The sequence below is a fragment of the Caballeronia sp. INML3B genome (assembly GCF_023631305.1).
Taxonomy (GTDB): Bacteria; Pseudomonadota; Gammaproteobacteria; order Burkholderiales; family Burkholderiaceae; genus Caballeronia; species Caballeronia turbans.
Window position 1 is genome coordinate 178895 of the sequence record NZ_JALQDI010000073.1, and the last position, 20251, is coordinate 199145.

Consider the following 20251-nt stretch of genomic DNA (forward strand, 5'->3'; position numbering starts at 1 on the left):
TAGATTCCGGCCATTTCGCGCAATGCGCGGCCGTGCGTCGAGACATCACCGGTGTATTGATATCGGTCCGAAAGACCTGTGTCATTGGGGCTAACGCTGATATCAACATTAATGATTCAACGCATCAAAAAACAGTATTAGAAGTTATATCGCTATCTCGCTACGCTTCATTTCATCCCTTGCCGCGGCGCTCCGGCCGCAAAAACGCAGGGGACCGATGGAGACGCAGATGAATATTCGCGATGCCGCTACGCACGGCACCTCTTCCACCTTTGCTCTTCCGTGGGCTTCGAATCGTTCAGAGACGTCAGCGCTCACGCTGCGCGACTGGCTCGCGCATCTCGCGAAGACCGGCCGCCTCGCGACCATCGAGCGGCCAGTTGCGCTCGAACACGAACTCGCCGCGATCGCCAAACGGCTCGACGGTACGCAGGCCGCTTTCTTTACGCAGCCCGGCGGCAAGGGCGTGCCGGTCGTCTCCGGCTTCATGTCGAAGCGCGGCTGGATCGCGGAGGCGCTGGGCGTGGAGGAAGCGGGCCTGCTCGCGCGCTTTTCTGCGGCGGTCGCGCAGCCGATCGCATCGAGGGTGGTCGATCGCGCAAACGCGCCCTGTCAGGAGATCGTTCATACGAACGGCATCGACCTGCACGCATTGCTGCCGATTCCCACCCACAGCGAACACGACAACGGCCCGTACATCACGGCGGGTCTCGTCATTGCGCGCAATCCGCGCACCGGCGTGCAGAACGTGTCGATCAACCGCATTCAGGTGCACGGCCCGGACCGCATGGCGATCCTGCTCCTGCCGCGTCATCTGTACGCGTTCCAGAAAGCCGCGGAGGAAGCGGGCGATGCCCTCGACGTGGCCGTCGCGATCGGCGTGGATCCGCTGACGATGCTCGCTTCGCAGGCGATCACGCCGATCGATCACGACGAACTGGAGATCGCCGGAGCGCTGCATGGCGCGCCGCTGCCGGTTGTGACATGCGTGACGAGCGGCGTGCATGTGCCGGCGTTCGCCGAGATCGTCATCGAAGGACGCATTCTGCCGAACGTGCGCGAGCCGGAAGGCCCGTTCGGCGAATTCCCGAAGTATTACAGCGCGAAGGAAGCGCGCGAGGTGATCGAGGTGACGGCAGTCACGCATCGCCGCGATCCGGTCTTTCATACGATCGTGCCCGCCGAGATGGAACATCTGTTACTCGGCGGGATTCCCCGCGAAGCGACGCTCCTCGCGCATCTGCGACGCAGCCATCCGGGTGTCACGGATGTGCATCTGTCGGTTGGCGGCGTGTGTCGTTATCACCTCTGGGTGCAGTTCGAAAAGAAGCGGGAAGGCGAAGCGAAGAACGTGATCCTGTGCGCGTTCGGCGCGCATTACGACATCAAGCAGGTCGTCGTCGTCGATACCGATGTGGACGTGCACGATCCCGCCGAAATCGAATGGGCGATCGCGACGCGCTTTCAGGCCGATCGCGATCTCGTCGTGATCGAGGGGGCACAGGGTTCGCCGCTCGATCCCTCAACGACAGTGGGCCAACCGGCGGACGCGCCGCCGCATCTGCAAGGTGTGAGCGCAAAGATGGGTCTCGACGCGACGCGCCCCGTGGTCTATCCAGAACACGTGTTTACGCGCGTTCGCATTCCCGGGCAGGACACGGTCGAACTCGACGCGCTCGTCGCCGGCGACAACGCCGCTTTCGAAGCTTACCTGGGCCGCGACCATGACTGAGCGAAACAAGTCGCGCATCGTGGTCGGCATCTCGGGCGCGAGCGGCGCCGCGATCGGCGTGCGCCTGCTCGCCGCGCTGCGCCGGCTCGGCACGCACGAGACGCATCTGATCGTGTCGGCGTCGGGTGCGGTCACGGCGGCGCAGGAACTTGGCCTCGGACGCGGCGACCTCGATGCGCTCGCCGACGTCGTTCATAATGTGCGCGACATCGGCGCGGCGGTGGCGAGCGGCTCGTTCCTGACCGAGGGCATGGTGATCGCGCCGTGTTCGATGAAGACGCTCGCAGGCGTCGCCAACGGTTTCGCCGACAACCTGCTCACGCGCGCCGCCGACGTGATGCTCAAGGAGCGCCGCCGCCTCGTGTTAGTGGCGCGCGAAACGCCGCTGAACCTCGCGCATCTGCGCAACATGACGCTCGCCACCGAGATGGGCGCAATCGTTATGCCGCCGGTGCCCGCGTTCTACGCGCATCCGAAGACGATCGAAGACGTGGTCGATCACACGGTCGGCCGCATTCTGGATTTATTCGGCATCGAGCACGGCGAGATCGCGCGGCGCTGGAGCGGTCTCGCCGACGAGTTCGCAAGCTGCGAACAAGGAGCCGCGCGATGAACCAGCGCGAGACTTCTTTCGCACATATCGAGGCGCGCGCCAAGCAGGCGCCATTTGCGAAGCGCCACGTCGGCCGTTCGATGCAGCGCCTCGAAGATCCCGCGATCCTGACGGGCCGCGGCCGCTACGGCGACGACATCGCGATCAAGCCCGGCACATTGCACGCGGCCGTGCTGCGCTCGCCGCACGCGCATGCGGAGCTCGTATCGATCGATGCGCAGGCGGCGTCGAAGCTGCCGGGCGTTCGCGCGGTCCTTACGCGCGACGATCTGCGCGCATGGTCGCGGCCGTTTGTCGTCGGCGTGAAGTCCCCCATGGAGCAATGGTCGCTCGCGATGGATCGCGTGCGTTATGTCGGCGAGCCGGTGGCCGTGGTGATGGCCGAATCGCGGGCGCTTGCCGAAGATGCGCTCGATCTCATCAAGGTCGAATACGCGATGCTCGATCCGGTGACATCGATCGAAGAGTCGATCAAGGACGATGCGCCGGTGCTGCACGACCGCGTCGGCACGAACGTCATCAGCGACCGGCATTTTCGCTACGGCGATCCCGAAGCAGCGTTTGAAAAGGCGCCGCATCGCGTGAAGTCAGTCGCACACTACCCGCGCAACACGTGTGCGCCGATCGAATGCGGCGTGGTGATCGCTGAGTATCTGTCGGGCAACGAAGGCTACGACGTCACCTCGAACTTCATGGGGCCGTTTTCGCTGCACGCCGTGATGGCGATGGCGCTGAACGTGCCGGCGAATCGTCTGCGTCACAAGGCGCCGCGCGATTCGGGCGGCAGCTTCGGCGTGAAGCAGGCGGTGTTTCCCTATGTCGTGCTGATGTGCCTTGCATCGCGCAAGGCGGGCGCGCCGGTGAAGTGGGTCGAGGACCGGCTGGAGCATCTGAGCGCGGCAACTTCGGCGACCGCGCGCTTCTCCACGATCGAAGCCGCCGTCGAAAACGACGGACGCATTACTGCGCTTTCATACGATCAGCTCGAAGATGTCGGCGGCTACGTACGCGCGCCGGAACCCGCGACGTTCTACCGGATGCACGGCTGCCTGACGGGCGCGTATGCCATCGACCACCTCGTCGTGCGCAATCGCGTCGTGCTGACCAACAAGACGCCGACCGGGCTCGTGCGTGGCTTCGGCGGTCCGCAGGTCTACTTCGCGCTCGAACGGCTGATGCAGCGCATCGCGATCGAGCTGAAGCTCGACGTGCTCGACGTATACCGGCGCAACTTCGTTCCTGCCGATGCATTTCCATATCGCGCGGCGGCGGGCGCGCTGCTCGACTCGGGGAACTTTCAGGAAGTGTTGCGCCGCGCGCTCGCGGACGGCGGCTACGACGCACTCGTCGCGCGGCGCGAGGCGGCGCGCGGCGAAGGGCGGTTATACGGCATCGGCTTTGCGGCGATCGTCGAGCCTTCCATGTCCAACATGGGCTACATCACGACCGTGATGCCCGCCGAAGCGCGCAGGAAAGCCGGTCCGAAGAGCGGCGCGATCGCAAGCGCGACGGTGAGCGTCGATCTGCTCGGCGGCGTGGTCGTGACGGTGGCGTCGACGCCGGCGGGGCAGGGCCACATGACCGTGTGCGCGCAAGTCGTCGCGGATGTGCTCGGGCTCGATCCGAAAGACATCGTTGTGAACGTCGAGTTCGACACGCACAAGGACGCGTGGTCCGTCGCGTCGGGCAACTATTCGAGCCGCTTTGCGGGAGCGGTGGCGGGCACCGTGCATCTCGCCGCGGTACGGGTGCGCGACAAGCTTTCGCGCATCGTCGCGAAACAGTTCGGCTGCGCGCCCGAGGAAGTCTGCTTCGATGGCGCGCGCATCTACCCGAAGGGCGCCGAGGATCGCGCGCTGCCGTTTCCGCGCATCGCGAGCAACGCGCCGCATTGGGCGCCCGCGCTCCTGCCCGAAGGCGAGGAACCAGGCTTGCGCGAGACCGTCTTCTGGACGCCCCCGAACATGGAGGCGCCCGACGAGAACGATCGCATCAACACGTCGGCGGCCTATGGATTCGCGTTCGATATGTGCGGCGTCGAAGTGGATCGCGCGACGGGCCGCGTGCGAATCGACCGCTACGTGACCGCGCACGATGCCGGCACGCTGCTGAACCCCGCACTCGCCGACGGCCAGATTCGCGGCGCGTTCGCACAAGGTCTCGGCGCGGCGTTGATGGAAGAGTTCCGCTATGGCGCGGACGGCAGTTTCCAGTCCGGCACGCTCGCCGACTACCTGATGCCGACTACCTGCGAAGTGCCCGATCCGGTGATCGTGCATCTGGAAACGCCGTCGCCGTTCACGCCGCTCGGCGCGAAAGGTCTCGGCGAGGGCAACAACATGAGTACGCCGCCGTGCATCGCGAATGCCGTCGCCGATGCGCTCGGGGTCGACGATATTCGCCTGCCGCTCACGCCGTCGAAAGTGATGGCGCTGATCGGCATCGACGACCCCGAGCCGTCGCGGCCCGAACTGCGCGACGCGCCCGCGAAGAAGCCCGCGACGCCGGGCGGCAAGGCGCTGACGGCGCAAGGCACGGTCGATTTGCCCGCGACGCCCGAAGCGGTCTTCGCCGTCTTGCTGAACCCGCAAGCGCTCGCGAAGGTCATCCCCGGCTGCCATGCGCTCGACGAGACGGCGCCGAACCAGTATCGCGCGGATGTGACGGTCGGCGTCGGCATGATCAAGGCGCGCTTTGAAGCGCGCATCGGTTTGTCGGAGATCGACGCGCCGCATCGGCTGCGGCTTTCGGGCGCGGGCATCTCGCCGCTGGGCAGCGCGCGCGGCAACGGGCTCGTCGAGCTCACGCCCACTGACCACGGCACGCGGCTGTCCTACGACTACGAAGCGCAGGTGTCGGGCAAGGTCGCGGCGGTCGGCGGCCGCATGCTCGAAGGCGCGGCGAAAGTAGTGCTCAAGCAACTCTTCGAATCGCTCGGAAGACAGGCCGCCGGCCGGCCGGTGCAGGCGGGCGGTTCATGGATTTCACGCGTCATCGCGCGTTTCAGGAGCCGCACATGAAGCCCGCCCCGTTCGACTATCTGCGCGCCATGTCGACGCACGAAGCACTCGATGCGCTCGCTCGATTCGGCGAGGACGCGCGCGTGCTCGCGGGCGGCCAGTCGCTGATGGCGGTGCTCAACATGCGGCTCGCGCAACCGCGCGTGCTCGTCGACATCTCGCGTACGGAAGAACTGAACGAGGTTCATGCCGACGACAAGACGGGGCAATTGCGCGTGAGCGCGGCGGCGACGCAAGGGAGCGTCGAATGGCGCAAGAGCTTGGGCAACGAAGTGCCGATGCTCGCGATGGCGTTCCCGCATATCTCGCATTTTCAGATCCGCAATCGCGGGACCGTATGCGGTTCGATCGCGCATGCGGACCCGAGCGCCGAACTGCCGCTCGTGCTTGCCGTGCTCGGCGGCGACGTGACGTTGCGCTCGACGAAGAAAAAGCGCGTGCTTGCGGCGCAGGACTTCTTTCAAGGCATGTTGATGACGGCGCGCGAACCGGACGAACTCGTCGAGTCCGTGCGCTTTCCGCTGAAGAAGCCGGGCGAGCGTTACGCGTTCACCGAATTTTCCGCCCGTCACGGCGACTTCGCGATGGTCGCGTGCGCGGCGGTCGTGACGGACGACGCGATCCGCATCGCGGTGGGCGGCGTTGCGGACCGGCCGACGGTCGAACGCTGGCCGCGCCTCTCAGGCGACGACCTGCGCGGGGCATTGAACGATTTGAGCTGGAAGCTGGGCGCGCAGGACGACGCCCACATCAGCGCGAAGTATCGCCGGCATCTGGTCCGGCAACTCGGATGGCGCGTGATTGAGGAGGCGAAGTGAGCAAGACATCGACGAACATCCTGCGGCAAGGCGAAGCGCAGCGCGTGACGCTGACGCTCAACGGCCGCGAACGCAGCGGCCATTGCGAGCCGCGCGAACTGCTGTCGGACTTCATTCGGCACGAGCTCGGCGCGATCGGGACGCATGTCGGCTGCGAACACGGCGTGTGCGGCGCGTGCACGGTGCACATCGACGGCGTCGCGGCGCGTTCGTGCCTGATGCTCGCGGTGCAAGTGCAGGGAAGGCGTGTCGATACGGTCGAGGGTCTCGCACCCGATCAGACGCTCGGCGACTTGCAGCAGGCGTTCCAGCGGCATCACGCGCTGCAGTGCGGCTTCTGCACCGCGGGCATCCTGATGTCGTGTGCGGACTATCTGCAACGCGTGCCCGATCCGAGTGAAGAGCAGGTGCGCGAGATGCTCTCGGGCCATATCTGCCGATGTACCGGCTACACGCCGATTGTCCAGGCGGTGCTCGACGTTGCGGCACGTCGCAATGGTCGCATCCGCAGCGAACAAGGCGAGGAGGTCGAGCATGCTTGATCTCGGCCGCACGTTCCTGCAAAGCGTCGAGCGCAGCCCGCATGCGCTCGCGCTCGTCGATGGAGAATTGCAATTCACCTATGCGCAGTGGCACCGCGTCATCCTTGATGTCGCCGATGGCTTGCGCGAACTCGGTCTCTCACGCGGCGACCGGCTGCTCGTCGTGCTGCAAAACCGCTGGGAAATGGCGACGCTGCACTGGGCCTGCCAGTTCGCAGGCATCGTGATCGTGCCGCTCAACTGGCGCGCCAAACCCGACGAACTCGACTACTGTGTGACTGACGCGGACGTGAAGGCAATCGTCTTCGAACCGGTGTGCGCGGATGCCGTCATGCAAAGCAGCGCGGCGCAAAACGTGCCGCGCATCGGACTCGATGATGCAGAAGGCCGCACGACCTCCTTTGACGCGCTGCTCGTCGAACGCACGCATGCAGGCGAGACCACCGACGCGAATGCAGACGATTTCTCGCTGATCCTCTACACATCGGGCACGACCGGAAAGGCGAAGGGCGTGCCGCGCCGTCACCGGCACGAACGCGCGGGCGCGCTCGCGCATGTCGCGCAGAACCTGTACCGGCACGGCGAACGCACGCTCGGGGTCATGCCTCTCTATCACACGATGGGCGTGCGCTCGCTGCTCTCGATGGCGCTCGTCGATGGTCTCTTCGTCTGTGTGCGGCGCTGGAACGCGCGGCTCGCGCTCGACTCCATCGCAAAGCACAGCCTCACGTGCCTGTATCTCGTGCCGACGCTTTATCACGACCTGCTCGCCGATTCCGCCTTCGCGAACATCGATACCTCGTCGGTAAAGAAGCTCGGCTTCGCGGGAGCGCCGATGAACGATGGCCTGCTCAAGCGCCTCTCGGCCGCGTTCGCGCCGGAACTGTTCGTCAACCACTACGGCTCGTCCGAGGTCTACACGTTCAGCATCGACCAGGACGCGACGAAAAAGCCGGGCAGCGCGGGACGTGCGGGCATCAACACGCGACTTCGCGTCGTGAAGCTCGATGCGAAGTCGCCCGACGATCTCGCGCCGGTGAACGAGGAAGGCCAGATCATCGCGGACCTGCTCGGCGACGAAGCGTTCGAAGGCTACTGGAACCGCCCCGATGCCAACGCGAAGTCGCTTCGCGAAGGCTGGTACTTCACCGGCGACACCGGCTACTTCGACCAAGACGGCGACCTTTACGTTTCCGGACGAGTCGACGACATGATCATCAGCGGCGGCGAGAACATCTCGCCGGTCGATATCGAATCGGTGCTTTCGCTGCATCCGTCGGTCGATGAAGTGGCCGTCGCGGGCGTGAAGGACGAGCGCTGGGGCCAGCGCGTGGTCGCGTTCATCAAGCGCCGTGACTACGTCGATTCAGCCGCGCTCGACGCATGGTGCCGCGAGTCGGACCTGGTCAACTTCAAGCGTCCGCGCGATTACGTGTTCGTTGACGACATCCCGAAATCGCCGGTCGGCAAGATCCTGCGCCGCAAGCTATCCGCAGGCGAATATCAATGCGATGACGGTTCGTCCGCATCCGCTGCACACCACACCGAAATCACGAAGGAGTAGACCACCATGACCGATTTGATCCATCGCGGCCAGGCACTGCTAAAGGACCTCGACGGCTTCTCGATCGAGATCGACGCCGGGCGCGAGCGCGCCGACATCATCCTGCATCGCCCGCCGTTCAACGTGATCTCGATGCACGCGCGCGACCAGTTGCGCGCCGCGTTCGAAGCGCTCGACGAAGACGATCGCGTGCGCGTCATCGTCGTGCGCGCGAAGGGCGAGCACTTTTCGAGCGGCGGCGACATCAAGGGCTTTCTCGAAGCTTCGCCCGAGCATGTCTCGAAGCTCGCCTGGAATATCGCGGCGCCCGCGCGCTGCTCGAAGCCGGTGATCGCGGCCAATCGCGGTTTCTGCTTCGGCGTGGGCTTCGAGTTGTCACTTGCGTGCGACTTCCGCATAGCGACCGAGACCACATTCTATGCACTGCCCGAACAGAAGCTCGGGCAGATTCCGGGCTCGGGCGGATCGGCGCGCTTGCAGCAGATGGTCGGCATCGGCAGGACCAAGGACATCGTGATGCGCTCGCGCCGCATACCGGGCAAGCAGGCGTACGAGTGGGGCATCGCGGTCGAGTGCGTGCCGGATGCGGAACTGGAAACTGCCACCGATGCACTCGTGAACGAGTTGCGGACGTTCTCGCCGCTCGCGCAACGCACGGCGAAGAAGCTGCTCAACGATTCCGAAGATGCGCCGCTCTCGATCGCGATCGAACTCGAAGGGCATTGCTATAGCCGTCTGCGAACCTCGGACGATTTCCGTGAAGGCGTCGAAGCGTTCCACGGCAAGCGCAATCCCGCGTTCCGCGGTTCCTGAGAAGCCAGCAAGAGACGAGGAGACAGGCAATGGAACGTTTCGACTACGTGATCATCGGTGGCGGATCGGCGGGATGCGTGCTCGCGCATCGACTGTCGGCGGTGCCGTCGCTGCGCGTCGCGTTGGTCGAGGCGGGCGCGGATACGCCGCCGGGCGCGGTGCCCGCGCATATCCTCGACAGCTATCCAATGCCCGTCTTTTGCGGCGATACCTACATCTGGCCGGATCTGAAAGCGAAGGCGACAAAGACATCGGCGCCGCGCGTGTATGAGCAGGGCCGTGTGATGGGCGGCGGGTCGAGTATCAACGTGCAGTCGGCGAATCGCGGCCTGCCGCGCGACTACGACGAGTGGGCCGAAAATGGCGCGCCGGGCTGGGCATGGGACGACGTGCTGCCCTATTTTCGCAAGCTCGAGCGTGATGTGAATTTCCCCTCCGGGGCGTTGCATGGCAGCGATGGTCCAGTGCCGATCCGCCGCATCATGCCGGAAAACTGGCCCCCGTTCTGTCACGCGTTCGCCGATGGTCTGCGTGCGAACGGCTTCGCCGCCTTGCAGGACCAGAATGCCGAGTTCGGCGATGGCTTTTTCCCGGGGGCGTTCTCAAATATCGACGACAAACGCGTGTCTACCGCTGTCGCGTACCTCGACGAAGCGACACGCAAGCGGCCCAATCTCACTGTCTATTCGAACCTGCGTGTCGAGCGAATCGTGATGGAAGGGACCGCTGCTCAGGGCGTGGTCGCGGTGGCGCCGAACGGCGAGCGGGTGCGTCTCTTCGCCGATGAGGTCGTCATTTGTGCAGGCGCGCTCCAGTCGCCCGCGTTGCTGATGCGCGCGGGCATCGGTTCGGAGCACGAGCTCGGCGAGCTCGGCATTGGATGCCGCGTCGACCTGCCAGGCGTCGGGCGCAATCTGCAGGATCATCCGTCGCTCACCTTCTGCCATTTTCTCGAACCGCGCTTTCGTATGCCGCTTTCCCGGCGGCGCGCAAGCATGACGGCGGCTCGTTTCACGTCGGGCGTCGATGGCGGCGAATCGTCGGATCTGTATCTGTCGAGCGCGACGCGTGCCGCATGGCATTCGCTCGGCAACCGGCTTGGTCTCTTCTTTCTCTGGTGCAACCGGCCGTATTCGCGAGGCCGCGTGCAGCTCGTTTCATCCGATGCAGCGGTCGCACCGCGTGTCGAACTCAATTTGCTCGACGATGAACGCGACCTCGATCGGCTTGCGATCGGCGTGCGGGTGCTCGCGAAGATCGTCGCGGCATCGGGCCTCGGTCACGATCAGCGCGATTTCTTTCCTGCGGCATTTTCGCCGCGCGTGAAGGCGCTAAGCCGTGTTGGCGAGGGCAACGCGCTGCTGACTTCGGTGCTCGGCACGCTGCTCGATACACCCGCGCCGATTCGCCGCCTGCTGATCGAACGCTTTTTCACGCGGGGGCTCAGGATCTCCGAGCTGCTCGCCGATGAACGCGCGCTCGCGGATTTCATCCGCGCGAACGTCTTTGGCGTATGGCATGCAAGCGGAACGTGCCGCATGGGCGACGCGCGCGAGCGCAGCGCCGTGACCGACACCGAGGGCAGAGTGCACGGAACGCGAGGCTTGCGAGTGGTTGATGCATCGCTGATGCCGCGACTGCCTTCGGCGAATACCAATATCCCGACCATCATGATTGCCGAAAAGATCGCCGACGCAATGGTCAGGAGACGCGCAGGCAGCGCATGGACAACGACGCCGCTCGCCGCCGCGCACTGACAAGTTTCTTAACGGCAATAAGAGCACGCCATAACAACGTGCCTTCAACACCGGGTCGATCGAGAGATGGCCCGGTGAATTCAAGGAGATGGAAATGTCCGTAGCAGCGCAAAATGGCGCCGCCGCACCCGCTGTCGATCAGCGACAGGTGATGGGCGCAGTGGTAGCTTCGTGTCTCGGCTGGGCACTGGACTTGTTCGATCTGTTCGTGCTCTTATATGTCGCGCCAGTGGTGGGGCGTCTTTTCTTTCCCTCCGAAAACGCGATGCTTTCTCTCGCCGCCGTCTATGCATCGTTCGCCGTGACACTGCTGATGCGCCCGCTCGGCTCCGCGCTCTTCGGTTCTTACGCCGATCGCCGTGGCCGTAAAGGCGCGATGATCGTGGCGGTGGTCGGCGTCGGCCTGTCGACGGCCGCGTTCGGCCTGCTGCCGACCGTCGCTCAAGCCGGCGTGCTCGCGCCGATTCTCTTCCTCTTGCTGCGCCTCATCCAGGGCGTGTTCGTCGGCGGCGTGGTTGCGTCCACGCATACCATCGGAACGGAATCCGTCGCGCCGAAGTATCGCGGCGCGGTGTCGGGACTGATTGGCGGCGGCGGGGCAGGGCTCGGCGCGCTGCTCGCCTCGGTAACGTTCCTCGCGATGTCGGCGCTTTTCCCCGGCGATGCCTTTGACGTATGGGGCTGGCGCTGCATGTTCTTCACCGGCATCATCAGCTCGGTGCTCGGTCTCTTCGTGTTTAACAGCCTTGAAGAGTCGCCTCTCTGGAAGAAGCTCGCCGCCGAAAAGGCTGCGAGGGCGACCGCGCAGGTCAAGAGCGCGCCTGTAGAAGTTGTGCGCTCGCCGCTCAAGACGCTGTTCTCGCGCGACTATCGCAAGATCCTTTTCGTCAACCTGCTCCTGACGATTGGCGGCGGCAGCGGCTACTATCTGACATCGGGCTACCTGCCGACGTTCCTGAAGGTAGTCAGCCACGCACCCAACGGTGCGGCCGCGGCGATCCTGATGATCTGCAGCGTCGCGGTTGTGATCGCATCGATCGCGGCAGGGCACCTCAGCACGTTCATCGGCCGCAAGGGTGCGTTCGTGTGGATCGGGCTGATCCGGCTCGTCGCGTTGCCCGCGCTGTTTTTGCTGCTGCCTACCGCGGACAGCATCATGATGGTCGGCATCTATGCAGTCCTTCTCAGCGCGCTTGGCAGCGCGGGATATGCGCCGATCCTGATCTTCCTGAACGAACGCTTCCCGACCTCGATCCGCGCGACCGGCACGGGCCTTTCCTGGAATATCGGCTTCGCGATCGGCGGGATGATGCCGACGGCCGTGTCGCTGGTGGCGAAGGACGCGAGCCAGCTGCCGATGACGCTAGCCATCTTCATCGGCGCGATCAGCGTGATCTTCCTCGTGGGCGCATTCGTCGTGCCCGAGACGCTTGGCAAGCTCGAAGGCGGTTCCGCGCGCAGTCCCTCCTGAGTCATTGGACATAACGGCGGACGCCAACCGGCGCACGCCTTTCACAACAGCTGGAGACATCGATGAAATACGAAGAAGACGTTCGTGCGCGTTCCTACAAGTTCCGTGACGAGTATGTCAATGCCACGCCATGGTGGTATCGCGGCGAGATGCACCTCGGCTTCACATTGCTCTTCACCGGCGGCGTGATCGTGTATTGCCTGATGCAGCTTCATGCGCCGACGCTCGCCGAATGGCTGGCGGTCATTCCGCTCTTTCTGTTCGGCAACTGGGCGGAATGGGCGGCGCACCGCTACGTGCTGCATCGTCCGACGAAGTATTTCAGCATGATCTACAAGCGCCATTGCGCGGTCCATCACCGGTTCTTCACGCATGTGACGCTTGAATACAAGGGCCACCGTCACTGGCGCGCGCTGCTGTTTCCGCCTTTCGCGCCGGTTGCGTTCGTGCTGGCGGCCGTGCCGTTCGCGCTCGTGATCGGGTTCGTATTCTCTCGCAACGCAGGCTACATCGCGCTGTTCACGATGGCGGCGTACTTTCTGATGTACGAAGGCTTGCATACGCTCTCACACTTCACCGACAGCCCCTTCCTCGACCGCGTTCCGCTCGTCAACACAGTGCGGCGCCTGCACGCCACACACCACGATCCCGAAGTGATGGCGACACAGAACTTCAACCTCACGTTCCCGATCTGCGACACGCTGTTTGGCACGCGAAGCGACGTTCCGAGTCGTGCGCGCGAACCGTTGGAACGCAGCCGCTAAGGCGCTTGCTTTGCCAAAACACCCGTCGTCACGCGCTTTATCTCGTCAGTGATAATCGTGATGAGCGCCTGTGCGGCGGGGCCGATCGGCCGCTTTGGATGTGTGACCTGGATGATGTGCCGCACTATCGGCGGCGATGTGATCGTGTGAGCGCGCAGCACGCCTTCATCCACCTTGCGCTGCACGACCACGCGCGGCAGGATCGTCGCGATATTTCCCTGCTCGACGAACTGCACGATCGAGCTCAGCAGATCGATTTCGAACTTCGGCTTGATGACGATATCGGCGGCCATCAGCGCGGCGTCGAGCGCGCCGCGCAGGCCGTTGCGGCGCGTTGGCAGTACGAGTTCTACCCCGGACATATTCGCGAGATCGATCTCGTGCGGTAGCTCGACGCCATGTATGGCGCTCGTCACGAACACCATTTCCTCGACCAGCAACGGCTCGACATCGAGCGCGAGGCGACCGCGCGGCTTGTTGATGATCGCGGCATCGAGCCGGCCTGCCTCGACCGCATCGATGAGCTGTGCGCTGAAGCCGTCGGCCACCGATACCTCGACTTGCGGAAAGAGCGCGTCAAACCTCGCGAGCGACTCCGGCAAGACGCTTTCCGCTTCCGACGCCACCATTCCGAGCGAAATGCGCCCCGTGATGATCATGTCGCGCCGGCTCAACTGCTCGCGCGCGTGCTCAATGTCGCGCATGATCGGCGTGTACAGGCGATACATGAGGCGCGCCGCTTCGGTCGGCGCCATGCCGTGCGGGCCGCGTTCGAAGAGCTTCTGTCGCAGTTCGGCTTCGAGCTTTGAAATCTGCATGCTGAGCGCGGGCTGCACGATATTGAGGCGCTTGGCCGCGCGCGTGGCAGAGCCATCCTCGAAGAGGGCGATGAAATACTGGATTTGCTTGAGGTCCATGATGCCCGATCGCGGTGGGGAAAGCCGGAAACTGCCAGTGTAGCCACAGGTCGAAGCATGCTATCAACGCAGCGGCGAGCCGCCGAAAACCCTCAGGAACGCGCCTGCGCGACATGGAAAGCGACGAGTGGATGCACGCATTATCGCCACTGAAGGATGGTTCAGGCGGTTTGTTCGCCACCGACGTCGAAGGTACGCTTTGGACGTCCCCTGTCAAAGCAGAACGGGGTGCTCGGTTAGTGCAACAGGACCGACTTCATTGTGCGTGTCATTGATTGCGGCTCTGAGGGAAGCAAACAATGTTTACCGAGCGCGACGCGCTGGTGGCGCGCTTTGGCGCAAGCTTCGCGCCGCGATTGCGGCCTTCGACGAACTGGGCTTCATCCCACAGTCAGGTTGAAGCCCCTGATAGTCCTTCTCTCTCTCCCCGCACTTCTTGCACCCCAACGGGCCTCGATTACGTTCAGCGCGAATTTCGAGCAAACGCGTTTGCGCCTGAGCCGTCCCTGCGAAACGTGTGTCGCAACGCGGACACCGGTATCGAAGGGCTAGCCGAGAGTGCGCGGGGCAAGAAAGCGAAGCTGTGAATGTGCGCCGTCAACGGCGGCTCGCCGCGCTTCAACGGCAGGCGGAATCTTGAAGCATGACACGGGTGAAGTTGTCGCTGCATCGCTGATCGAAAACCGACATGTCTCGGCAGGAAGGCGGAAGAACCGCATACAGCGCAAGCCTAATCTTGATTGATGATTACATTCCGTCACTGGCCCCCGCAGCATGCGGAAGTAAGCGCCGGGCGGGTGCACCGCTGCAGCGTTGCCGAGTCGCCGACTTGTGAATTTCGACAAGGTCCTGCCGGAACTGAAACCGTTCGGTGGAAAGGTATTGAAGACGTCTCTGACGAACGTTGAGGAGGAACGTCTGAGAAAGGCACTGGAGGGCCTGAACACCGGCGGCGTGGCTACCTGAACACCGCCCGGGCGAGGATGGCATGAAAGTGAACGAAGCATCACTTTCGTCGCGCGCGGTGATCGTCGCGGCTAGTCATCGCACGTACTTTACCGCCAGCGCATACCTTTCTCCGAACAGGCACTAGACTTAAATCACCTGCGCGTGATCTCTGCGCGAGACTTTCGCGCGACGTGAGTCCGTGTCGACCTTCGCCACTCATGAGGGCAAGCCCATGTCCAAGTCGATTCAAACGGCCGAACAGATTCGCGACGAAGCACAACGGCGCGTCGAGCAGCTTGCAACTGACGTTCCCCACCATCTGCGAGTCCGCGTGCCGCTGCCGGAGCGGCATCCGCCCGATGCCTCCGGCCGGAACTGGGACATGCTCGCGCTCAATGAAAGCGGCGCCCACTATCTTCGAGAGGTCAGGCGTGTCATCGAGGACATGCGTACGGAGTTCATTCTGCCGGATTGAGACGACGTGCGCGGGCCAGTGCGTTCAACGAATCGAGGCGGCGTCCCGGCCTGACGCCGGATACCGTGTGCAGAGACAGACGTTCGCGTGGCGAGGGTACGCGTTCGCGGTGCAACCGGAGCAGAGCGATTCCGGCGCATGGCGCGCGCAGTCAGCGTATTCAAGGCTTCGGATGAGTTGACGAAGTTTCGTCCCGAGACCGCTCAGCCAGAATGACTAACCGAGGCCCAAGCCGTGTGTGACGGCCTCCAACGGGCCGCCGCGTCATCCGTCAAAAGATCGAAGCGTCGGCGAATGCCCTTTGACTGTTGACTACACATGTCGCAACACAGACATTGGCGAGGCACACATGGTCAAGATCTATGGACGCATGCGGTCGTCGGAAGGCTATGCGATCCGCGATTTCCTGCATCGTTGCGACATTCCCTTCGAGTGGGTCGAACTCAACAGCGATGAAGAGGCGGCGAAGCTGGCACACGTGCAGCATCTCGGCGACTCGCGCCTGCCGGTGTGCGAGTTTCACGACGGCACGCGACTGGAATGTCCCACCATCCGGCAGATCACCGAAAAGCTCGGCTGGTTCCGCAGCCCGTCACGCTCGGAATATGATCTCGCGATCTATGGCGCCGGGCCGGCCGGTCTGAGCGCTGCGGTCTACGGTGCGTCCGAGGGATTGCGTACGGTGCTGGTGGAGCGCTGGGCTGTCGGTGGGCAGGCCGGCACCACTTCGAAGATCGAGAACTACCTGGGGTTTCCGCACGGGGTCAGCGGTACCGAGCTCGCAGAGCGGGCTCGCGATCAGGCAGTCCGTTTCGGCGCGGAAATCCTGCTGGCCCGTGCCGGCGTGCGTGCGGAATTCTCGACGGGCAACGGTATCGTCGAGCTGGAAGACGGTACGCGGATCACGGCACGCACGTCGGTGTGCGCGACGGGCGTCGCGTACCGGCGGCTCGAATTGCCGGAGGAAGCGCGCTTCAGCGGCGCGGGTGTGTACTACGGCGCGGGTGCGAGCGAGGCGTCGCTGATTCGCGGCGAAGACGTGTACATCGTGGGCGGCGGCAATTCGGCGGGGCAGGCCGCGATGCATTTTTCCCAGTACTGCAATCACGTCACGATGGTGGTGCGCGACACGTCGCTGAAAAGCACACTGTCGCAGTACCTGATCGACCGTATTTCATCCGCGTCGAACATCGAGGTGCTGACCTGCACGACCGTTACCGCATTGCACGGCGACGACGTGCTACGCGAAATCACGCTGACCCATCGCAGCGGCGGCGAAGCGCGACGCGTGAAGACGAATTGGCTCTTCGTTTGCATTGGCGGCCTGCCGCAGACCGATTGGGCCAAAGAAGTGGGCGTGGCTCGCGATGAAGCCGGCTATCTCGTGACAGGCCCTGACCTCCACGACACGGACCGGAAGCTGCAGTGGCCGCTGGATCGCGAGCCGCTGTATCTGGAAACCAGCATGCCCGGCGTGTTCGCCGCCGGCGATGTCCGCCATGGCTCGATCAAACGCGTGGCAGCCGCCGTCGGCGAAGGAGCCACGGCGGTAGCGCTCGTGCACCGCTATCTGAGCGGCGCATGATGTGCCTCGCATGAGTGAGGCGCTATCCGCTCGCTTTGTCCCAATCTCATCACCAGGAGCTGACCATGACTCCCACCTGCACGCATCTGGACGGCATCCGCGTGTTACAAACCACGAAGCGCTATTGCGAGGACTGCGTGAAACTCGGCCACGCCTGGGTGCATCTGCGGCTGTGCATGTCGTGCGGTCATGTTGCTTGTTGCGACTCGTCGCCCGATCGCCATGCTAGCGCGCATTATCATGCGACCGGCCACCCACTGGTGCGTTCCATTGAACCGGGCGAATCGTGGATCTGGTGCTATCGCGACGAGATGATCGCAGGAGAGGTGACACTGTAAGCGGGTACAGCTGGCGGCGTTGACTCCGCCGGCCGCACCCGTCGTTTCCGCGCCTCAGGCCGAGGCTTCGGCGGTTTTCCTGGTTTCTTCAGCGGTCGTCGATTCCTCCGCCGCCAGCTTCTTCACACGTACGGCCTTTTCACCGGCATCCCAGCCGATTTCGACGGCATCGCCGCTGCGCACATCGCCTCTCAACAGCGAGTCGGCGAGTTCCGATTCGACTTCCAGACGGATCTTGCGCTTCAGCATCCGTGCGCCGAACTCGGGATCGTATCCGACCGTAGCCAGATGATCACGCAGTGCATCGTCGAACGACAGTTCGATATTCTGCGCGGCCGCCGTGCGCTGCACGCGCTGGAGCTGCAGATCGACGATCCGGCGGATCTGCTCCTTGCCCAGCGCATGGAACACCACCACTTCATCGACACGGTTGAGGAACTCCGGCTTGAAGTGATGCCGCAGGATTTCCATCAGCCGGTCGCGCAGCGCGGGATAGTCGAGCTGTTTCGAATCGGCCTTCATGTTGTCCTGAATCATCTGCGAACCGATGTTGCTGGTGGCGATGATCACGGTGTTGGTGAAATCCACGAGCCGTCCCTTGCCGTCCGTCAGACGTCCTTCGTCGAATAATTGCAGCAGGATGTTGTGCACTTCGGAATGCGCCTTTTCGATCTCGTCGAGCAGCACGACACTGTATGGGTGGCGCCGCACGCGCTCGGTCAGCTGGCCGCCTTCTTCGTAACCGACATAGCCCGGAGGCGCGCCGACGAGACGGGCCACCGTGTGGCGTTCCGAGTATTCGCTCATATCGATGCGCACGAGCGCGTTTTCATCGCCGAACACCGCGGCTGCGAGCGCCTTCGCGAGTTCGGTCTTGCCAACGCCCGTCGGTCCGAGAAAGAGGAAGCTGGCGATCGGCTTGCCCGCTTCGGTCAACCCCGCGCGCGAAAGTCGCACGGCCTTCGATACGGCTGTTACGGCTTCGTCCTGGCCGACAACGCGTTCCTTCAAACGGTCTTCCAGACGCAGCAGCTTTTCGCGATCCTCGGCCGTTAGCTCGGAGACCGGCACGCCGGTCAGCGAGGACACGATCTGCGCGATATCTTCCGCCGTGACTTCCTGCGAACTGGTGCCGCGTTCTTTCTTCCAGGCTTCGGTCGACTCGTTCAGACGAGCTTGCTCGGCCGTGATTTTCTCCTGCAGTTGCTTCGCCTTGTCGAACTGTTTGGCCGCGCTCGCCGAGTCCTGCTCCTGTCGCAGACGGCGGATAGAGCCCTCGATACCGTGCAGCGCTTGCGGTCGCGAGTTCGACGAAATCCGCACGCGTGCCGCGGCCTGGTCGAGCAGGTCGATGGCCTTGTCTGGCAGGAAGCGGGCGGCGATATAGCGATCCGACAGCTTCGCCGCGGCCGTGATCGCCTCTTCGGTAATTTTCACCTTGTGATGCGCCTCGAGCCGGTCGCGCAGGCCGCGCAGGATATCGATCGTGTCCTCGACACTCGGCTCGGGCACCATCACTGGCTGGAAACGCCGTTCGAGCGCCGAATCTTTTTCGATGTACTTCTGATATTCATTGAGCGTGGTTGCGCCGATCAGATGCAGCTCGCCGCGCGCGAGCGCCGGCTTGAACACGTTGCCGATATCGAGCCCGCCTTCGCCGCCGCCCTGGCCCGCGCCGACGATGGTATGAAGCTCGTCGATGAAAATGATGAGCCGGTCCTGATTCGCAACGATTTCGTCAAGCACCTGCTTGACGCGCTCTTCGAATTCGCCCCGATACTTCGCGCCTGCCACCACGCTGTTGATGTTCAACTCGAGCACGCGCTTGCCGCGCAGCACTTCAGGGATCTCGTCCTGCGCGATGCGTTGCGCCAGACCTTCGACGATCGCCGTCTTGCCGACGCCTGGCTCGCCGATCAGCATTGGGTTGTTCTTGCGGCGCCGTGCGAGGACTTCGATGGTCGTTTCGATTTCCTTGTCGCGGCCGATCACCGGATCGAGCTTGCCGCGCTTTGCCAGTTGGCTCAGATCGCGTGCGTATTTATCGAGCGTCGGAGTGGAGGAGCGGCCTTCGACGCTACCGTCTTCCGCGCCCTGGCCCACCACCTTCACCGCTTTCTGACGCAGCGATTGTGACGTCAGCCCGAGTTTGCGCAGCAGTTCGCCGGCGAAGCCGTCTTCTTCCTCGACGAGACCGATCAGGATGTGCTCCGGGCCGACATAGCTATGGTCGAGCTCGCGCGACGCCACGAGTGCATTTTCAAGCGCGCTCTTTGCGCGCGGCGAAACGCCGATTCGGGCCTCCTCGCCATCGGATTTGGCCGAACCGCGCGGCGCGTCCCGTTCGATTGTCCTTTTGATATCGTCGGCATCGAGCTTGAACTCTCGCAGGATTTCGTTGACCACGTTGTTATCGGCGAGCGCGAGCAGCAGATGTTCCGTGTCGACCTCGTTCTTGCCGAACTCGACGGCTTTCTGCGCGGCCGCCTGCAACCGGTCGAGTCCGCTTTCGCTCAGAAAGCTTTGCAGGTCGACGGCCTCGCGTGCACGCCTGCGTCGGCGAGGGCGGGCACCGCTGCTGTCGGGACCGCCCGCTGCTTCAGACGGACCGGATGACCCGGCCGAAGCCGACCCGCGGCCAGGCGCGGAACGTCCGGCCCGCTCCCAGTCCGTGCCGCCGTTTTCGAATGGCGACCATCCTTCCTCGAACAGGCGCTCGAACAACCCGCCGTGGAAAAGCGACTCGAGTGGCGACAGGCTGCGCTGATGGCGTGCCATGAACTCCATGTGATGTTCGTCGCACAGCATCAACTGGCGGCGCTGGCCGTTCTCGGTGATCGTGATCTGTGTAGTCGCCGGTTTGCCGCAAACACTGCATTTGGCCATGATGTTCC

16 protein-coding genes are annotated in these 20251 nt (G+C 63.7%); 14 read left to right on the forward strand and 2 right to left on the reverse strand.

All coding sequences use genetic code 11. The annotated features are described in order from the left end of the window. The first annotated feature begins 229 nt into the window (after positions 1-229). The 10 genes from NCS58_RS29925 (at position 230) to NCS58_RS29970 (ending at position 13094) form a co-directional block, all read left to right on the forward strand. Positions 230-1732 carry a UbiD family decarboxylase gene (locus NCS58_RS29925; RefSeq protein WP_061119085.1) on the forward strand — a complete coding sequence of 501 codons (1503 nt, stop codon included), beginning with the start codon at positions 230-232 and terminating at the stop codon, positions 1730-1732. Then, positions 1725-2345 (forward strand): UbiX family flavin prenyltransferase, encoded by a 621-nt coding sequence (locus NCS58_RS29930; RefSeq protein WP_061118994.1) that lies wholly within the window; start codon positions 1725-1727, stop codon positions 2343-2345. The genes NCS58_RS29925 and NCS58_RS29930 overlap by 8 nt, the downstream gene beginning before the upstream one ends. Then, positions 2342-5365: a molybdopterin cofactor-binding domain-containing protein gene (locus tag NCS58_RS29935; RefSeq protein WP_061118995.1), complete on the forward strand. Its 3024-nt coding sequence runs from the start codon at positions 2342-2344 to the stop codon at positions 5363-5365. The genes NCS58_RS29930 and NCS58_RS29935 overlap by 4 nt, the downstream gene beginning before the upstream one ends. Beyond that, the gene (locus tag NCS58_RS29940) at positions 5362-6183 is read left to right on the forward strand and encodes a xanthine dehydrogenase family protein subunit M (protein ID WP_061118996.1); all 822 of its coding nucleotides are present in this window, start codon (positions 5362-5364) and stop codon (positions 6181-6183) included. Before NCS58_RS29935 ends, NCS58_RS29940 begins: the two co-directional genes overlap by 4 nt. Continuing rightward, positions 6180-6725, forward strand: a complete 546-nt coding sequence (locus NCS58_RS29945; protein WP_061118997.1) for a (2Fe-2S)-binding protein — start codon at positions 6180-6182, stop codon at positions 6723-6725. The genes NCS58_RS29940 and NCS58_RS29945 overlap by 4 nt, the downstream gene beginning before the upstream one ends. Further along, positions 6718-8289 (forward strand): AMP-binding protein, encoded by a 1572-nt coding sequence (locus tag NCS58_RS29950; protein WP_061118998.1) that lies wholly within the window; start codon positions 6718-6720, stop codon positions 8287-8289. The genes NCS58_RS29945 and NCS58_RS29950 overlap by 8 nt, the downstream gene beginning before the upstream one ends. A gap of 6 nt (positions 8290-8295) precedes the next feature. After that, a complete protein-coding gene (locus tag NCS58_RS29955; RefSeq protein ID WP_061118999.1) occupies positions 8296-9102 on the forward strand; it encodes an enoyl-CoA hydratase/isomerase family protein in 807 nt (268 codons plus the stop codon). Between the two features lie 29 nt (positions 9103-9131). Next, the gene (locus NCS58_RS29960; RefSeq protein ID WP_061119000.1) at positions 9132-10859 is read left to right on the forward strand and encodes a GMC family oxidoreductase; all 1728 of its coding nucleotides are present in this window, start codon (positions 9132-9134) and stop codon (positions 10857-10859) included. Positions 10860-10953: 94 nt separating this feature from the next. Then, positions 10954-12330, forward strand: coding sequence for an MFS transporter (locus NCS58_RS29965; RefSeq protein WP_061119086.1), 1377 nt, complete (start codon positions 10954-10956; stop codon positions 12328-12330). A gap of 62 nt (positions 12331-12392) precedes the next feature. Next, positions 12393-13094: a sterol desaturase family protein gene (locus NCS58_RS29970; RefSeq protein ID WP_061119001.1), complete on the forward strand. Its 702-nt coding sequence runs from the start codon at positions 12393-12395 to the stop codon at positions 13092-13094. Here the strand turns inward: NCS58_RS29970 and NCS58_RS29975 are convergent. Beyond that, a complete protein-coding gene (locus NCS58_RS29975) occupies positions 13091-14011 on the reverse strand; it encodes a LysR family transcriptional regulator (protein WP_061119002.1) in 921 nt (306 codons plus the stop codon). The genes NCS58_RS29970 and NCS58_RS29975 overlap by 4 nt on opposite strands. A gap of 831 nt (positions 14012-14842) precedes the next feature. Here NCS58_RS29975 and NCS58_RS29980 point away from each other — a divergent pair. The 4 genes from NCS58_RS29980 (at position 14843) to NCS58_RS29995 (ending at position 17357) form a co-directional block, all read left to right on the forward strand. After that, positions 14843-14977, forward strand: a complete 135-nt coding sequence (locus tag NCS58_RS29980; protein ID WP_250477580.1) for a DUF1269 domain-containing protein — start codon at positions 14843-14845, stop codon at positions 14975-14977. 181 nt (positions 14978-15158) lie between these two features. Beyond that, positions 15159-15434 carry a hypothetical protein gene (locus NCS58_RS29985; protein WP_250477579.1) on the forward strand — a complete coding sequence of 92 codons (276 nt, stop codon included), beginning with the start codon at positions 15159-15161 and terminating at the stop codon, positions 15432-15434. A 349-nt stretch (positions 15435-15783) separates the two neighbouring features. After that, on the forward strand, positions 15784-17019 hold the full coding sequence (locus NCS58_RS29990) for an NAD(P)/FAD-dependent oxidoreductase (protein ID WP_061119004.1): 1236 nt from the start codon (positions 15784-15786) through the stop codon (positions 17017-17019). A gap of 65 nt (positions 17020-17084) precedes the next feature. Next, positions 17085-17357 carry a UBP-type zinc finger domain-containing protein gene (locus tag NCS58_RS29995; protein WP_061119005.1) on the forward strand — a complete coding sequence of 91 codons (273 nt, stop codon included), beginning with the start codon at positions 17085-17087 and terminating at the stop codon, positions 17355-17357. Between the two features lie 54 nt (positions 17358-17411). On the opposite strand, the gene NCS58_RS30000 is transcribed toward NCS58_RS29995, so the two are convergent. Then, positions 17412-20243, reverse strand: coding sequence for an ATP-dependent Clp protease ATP-binding subunit (locus NCS58_RS30000; protein ID WP_250538950.1), 2832 nt, complete (start codon positions 20241-20243; stop codon positions 17412-17414). Between the last annotated feature and the right edge of the window lie 8 nt (positions 20244-20251).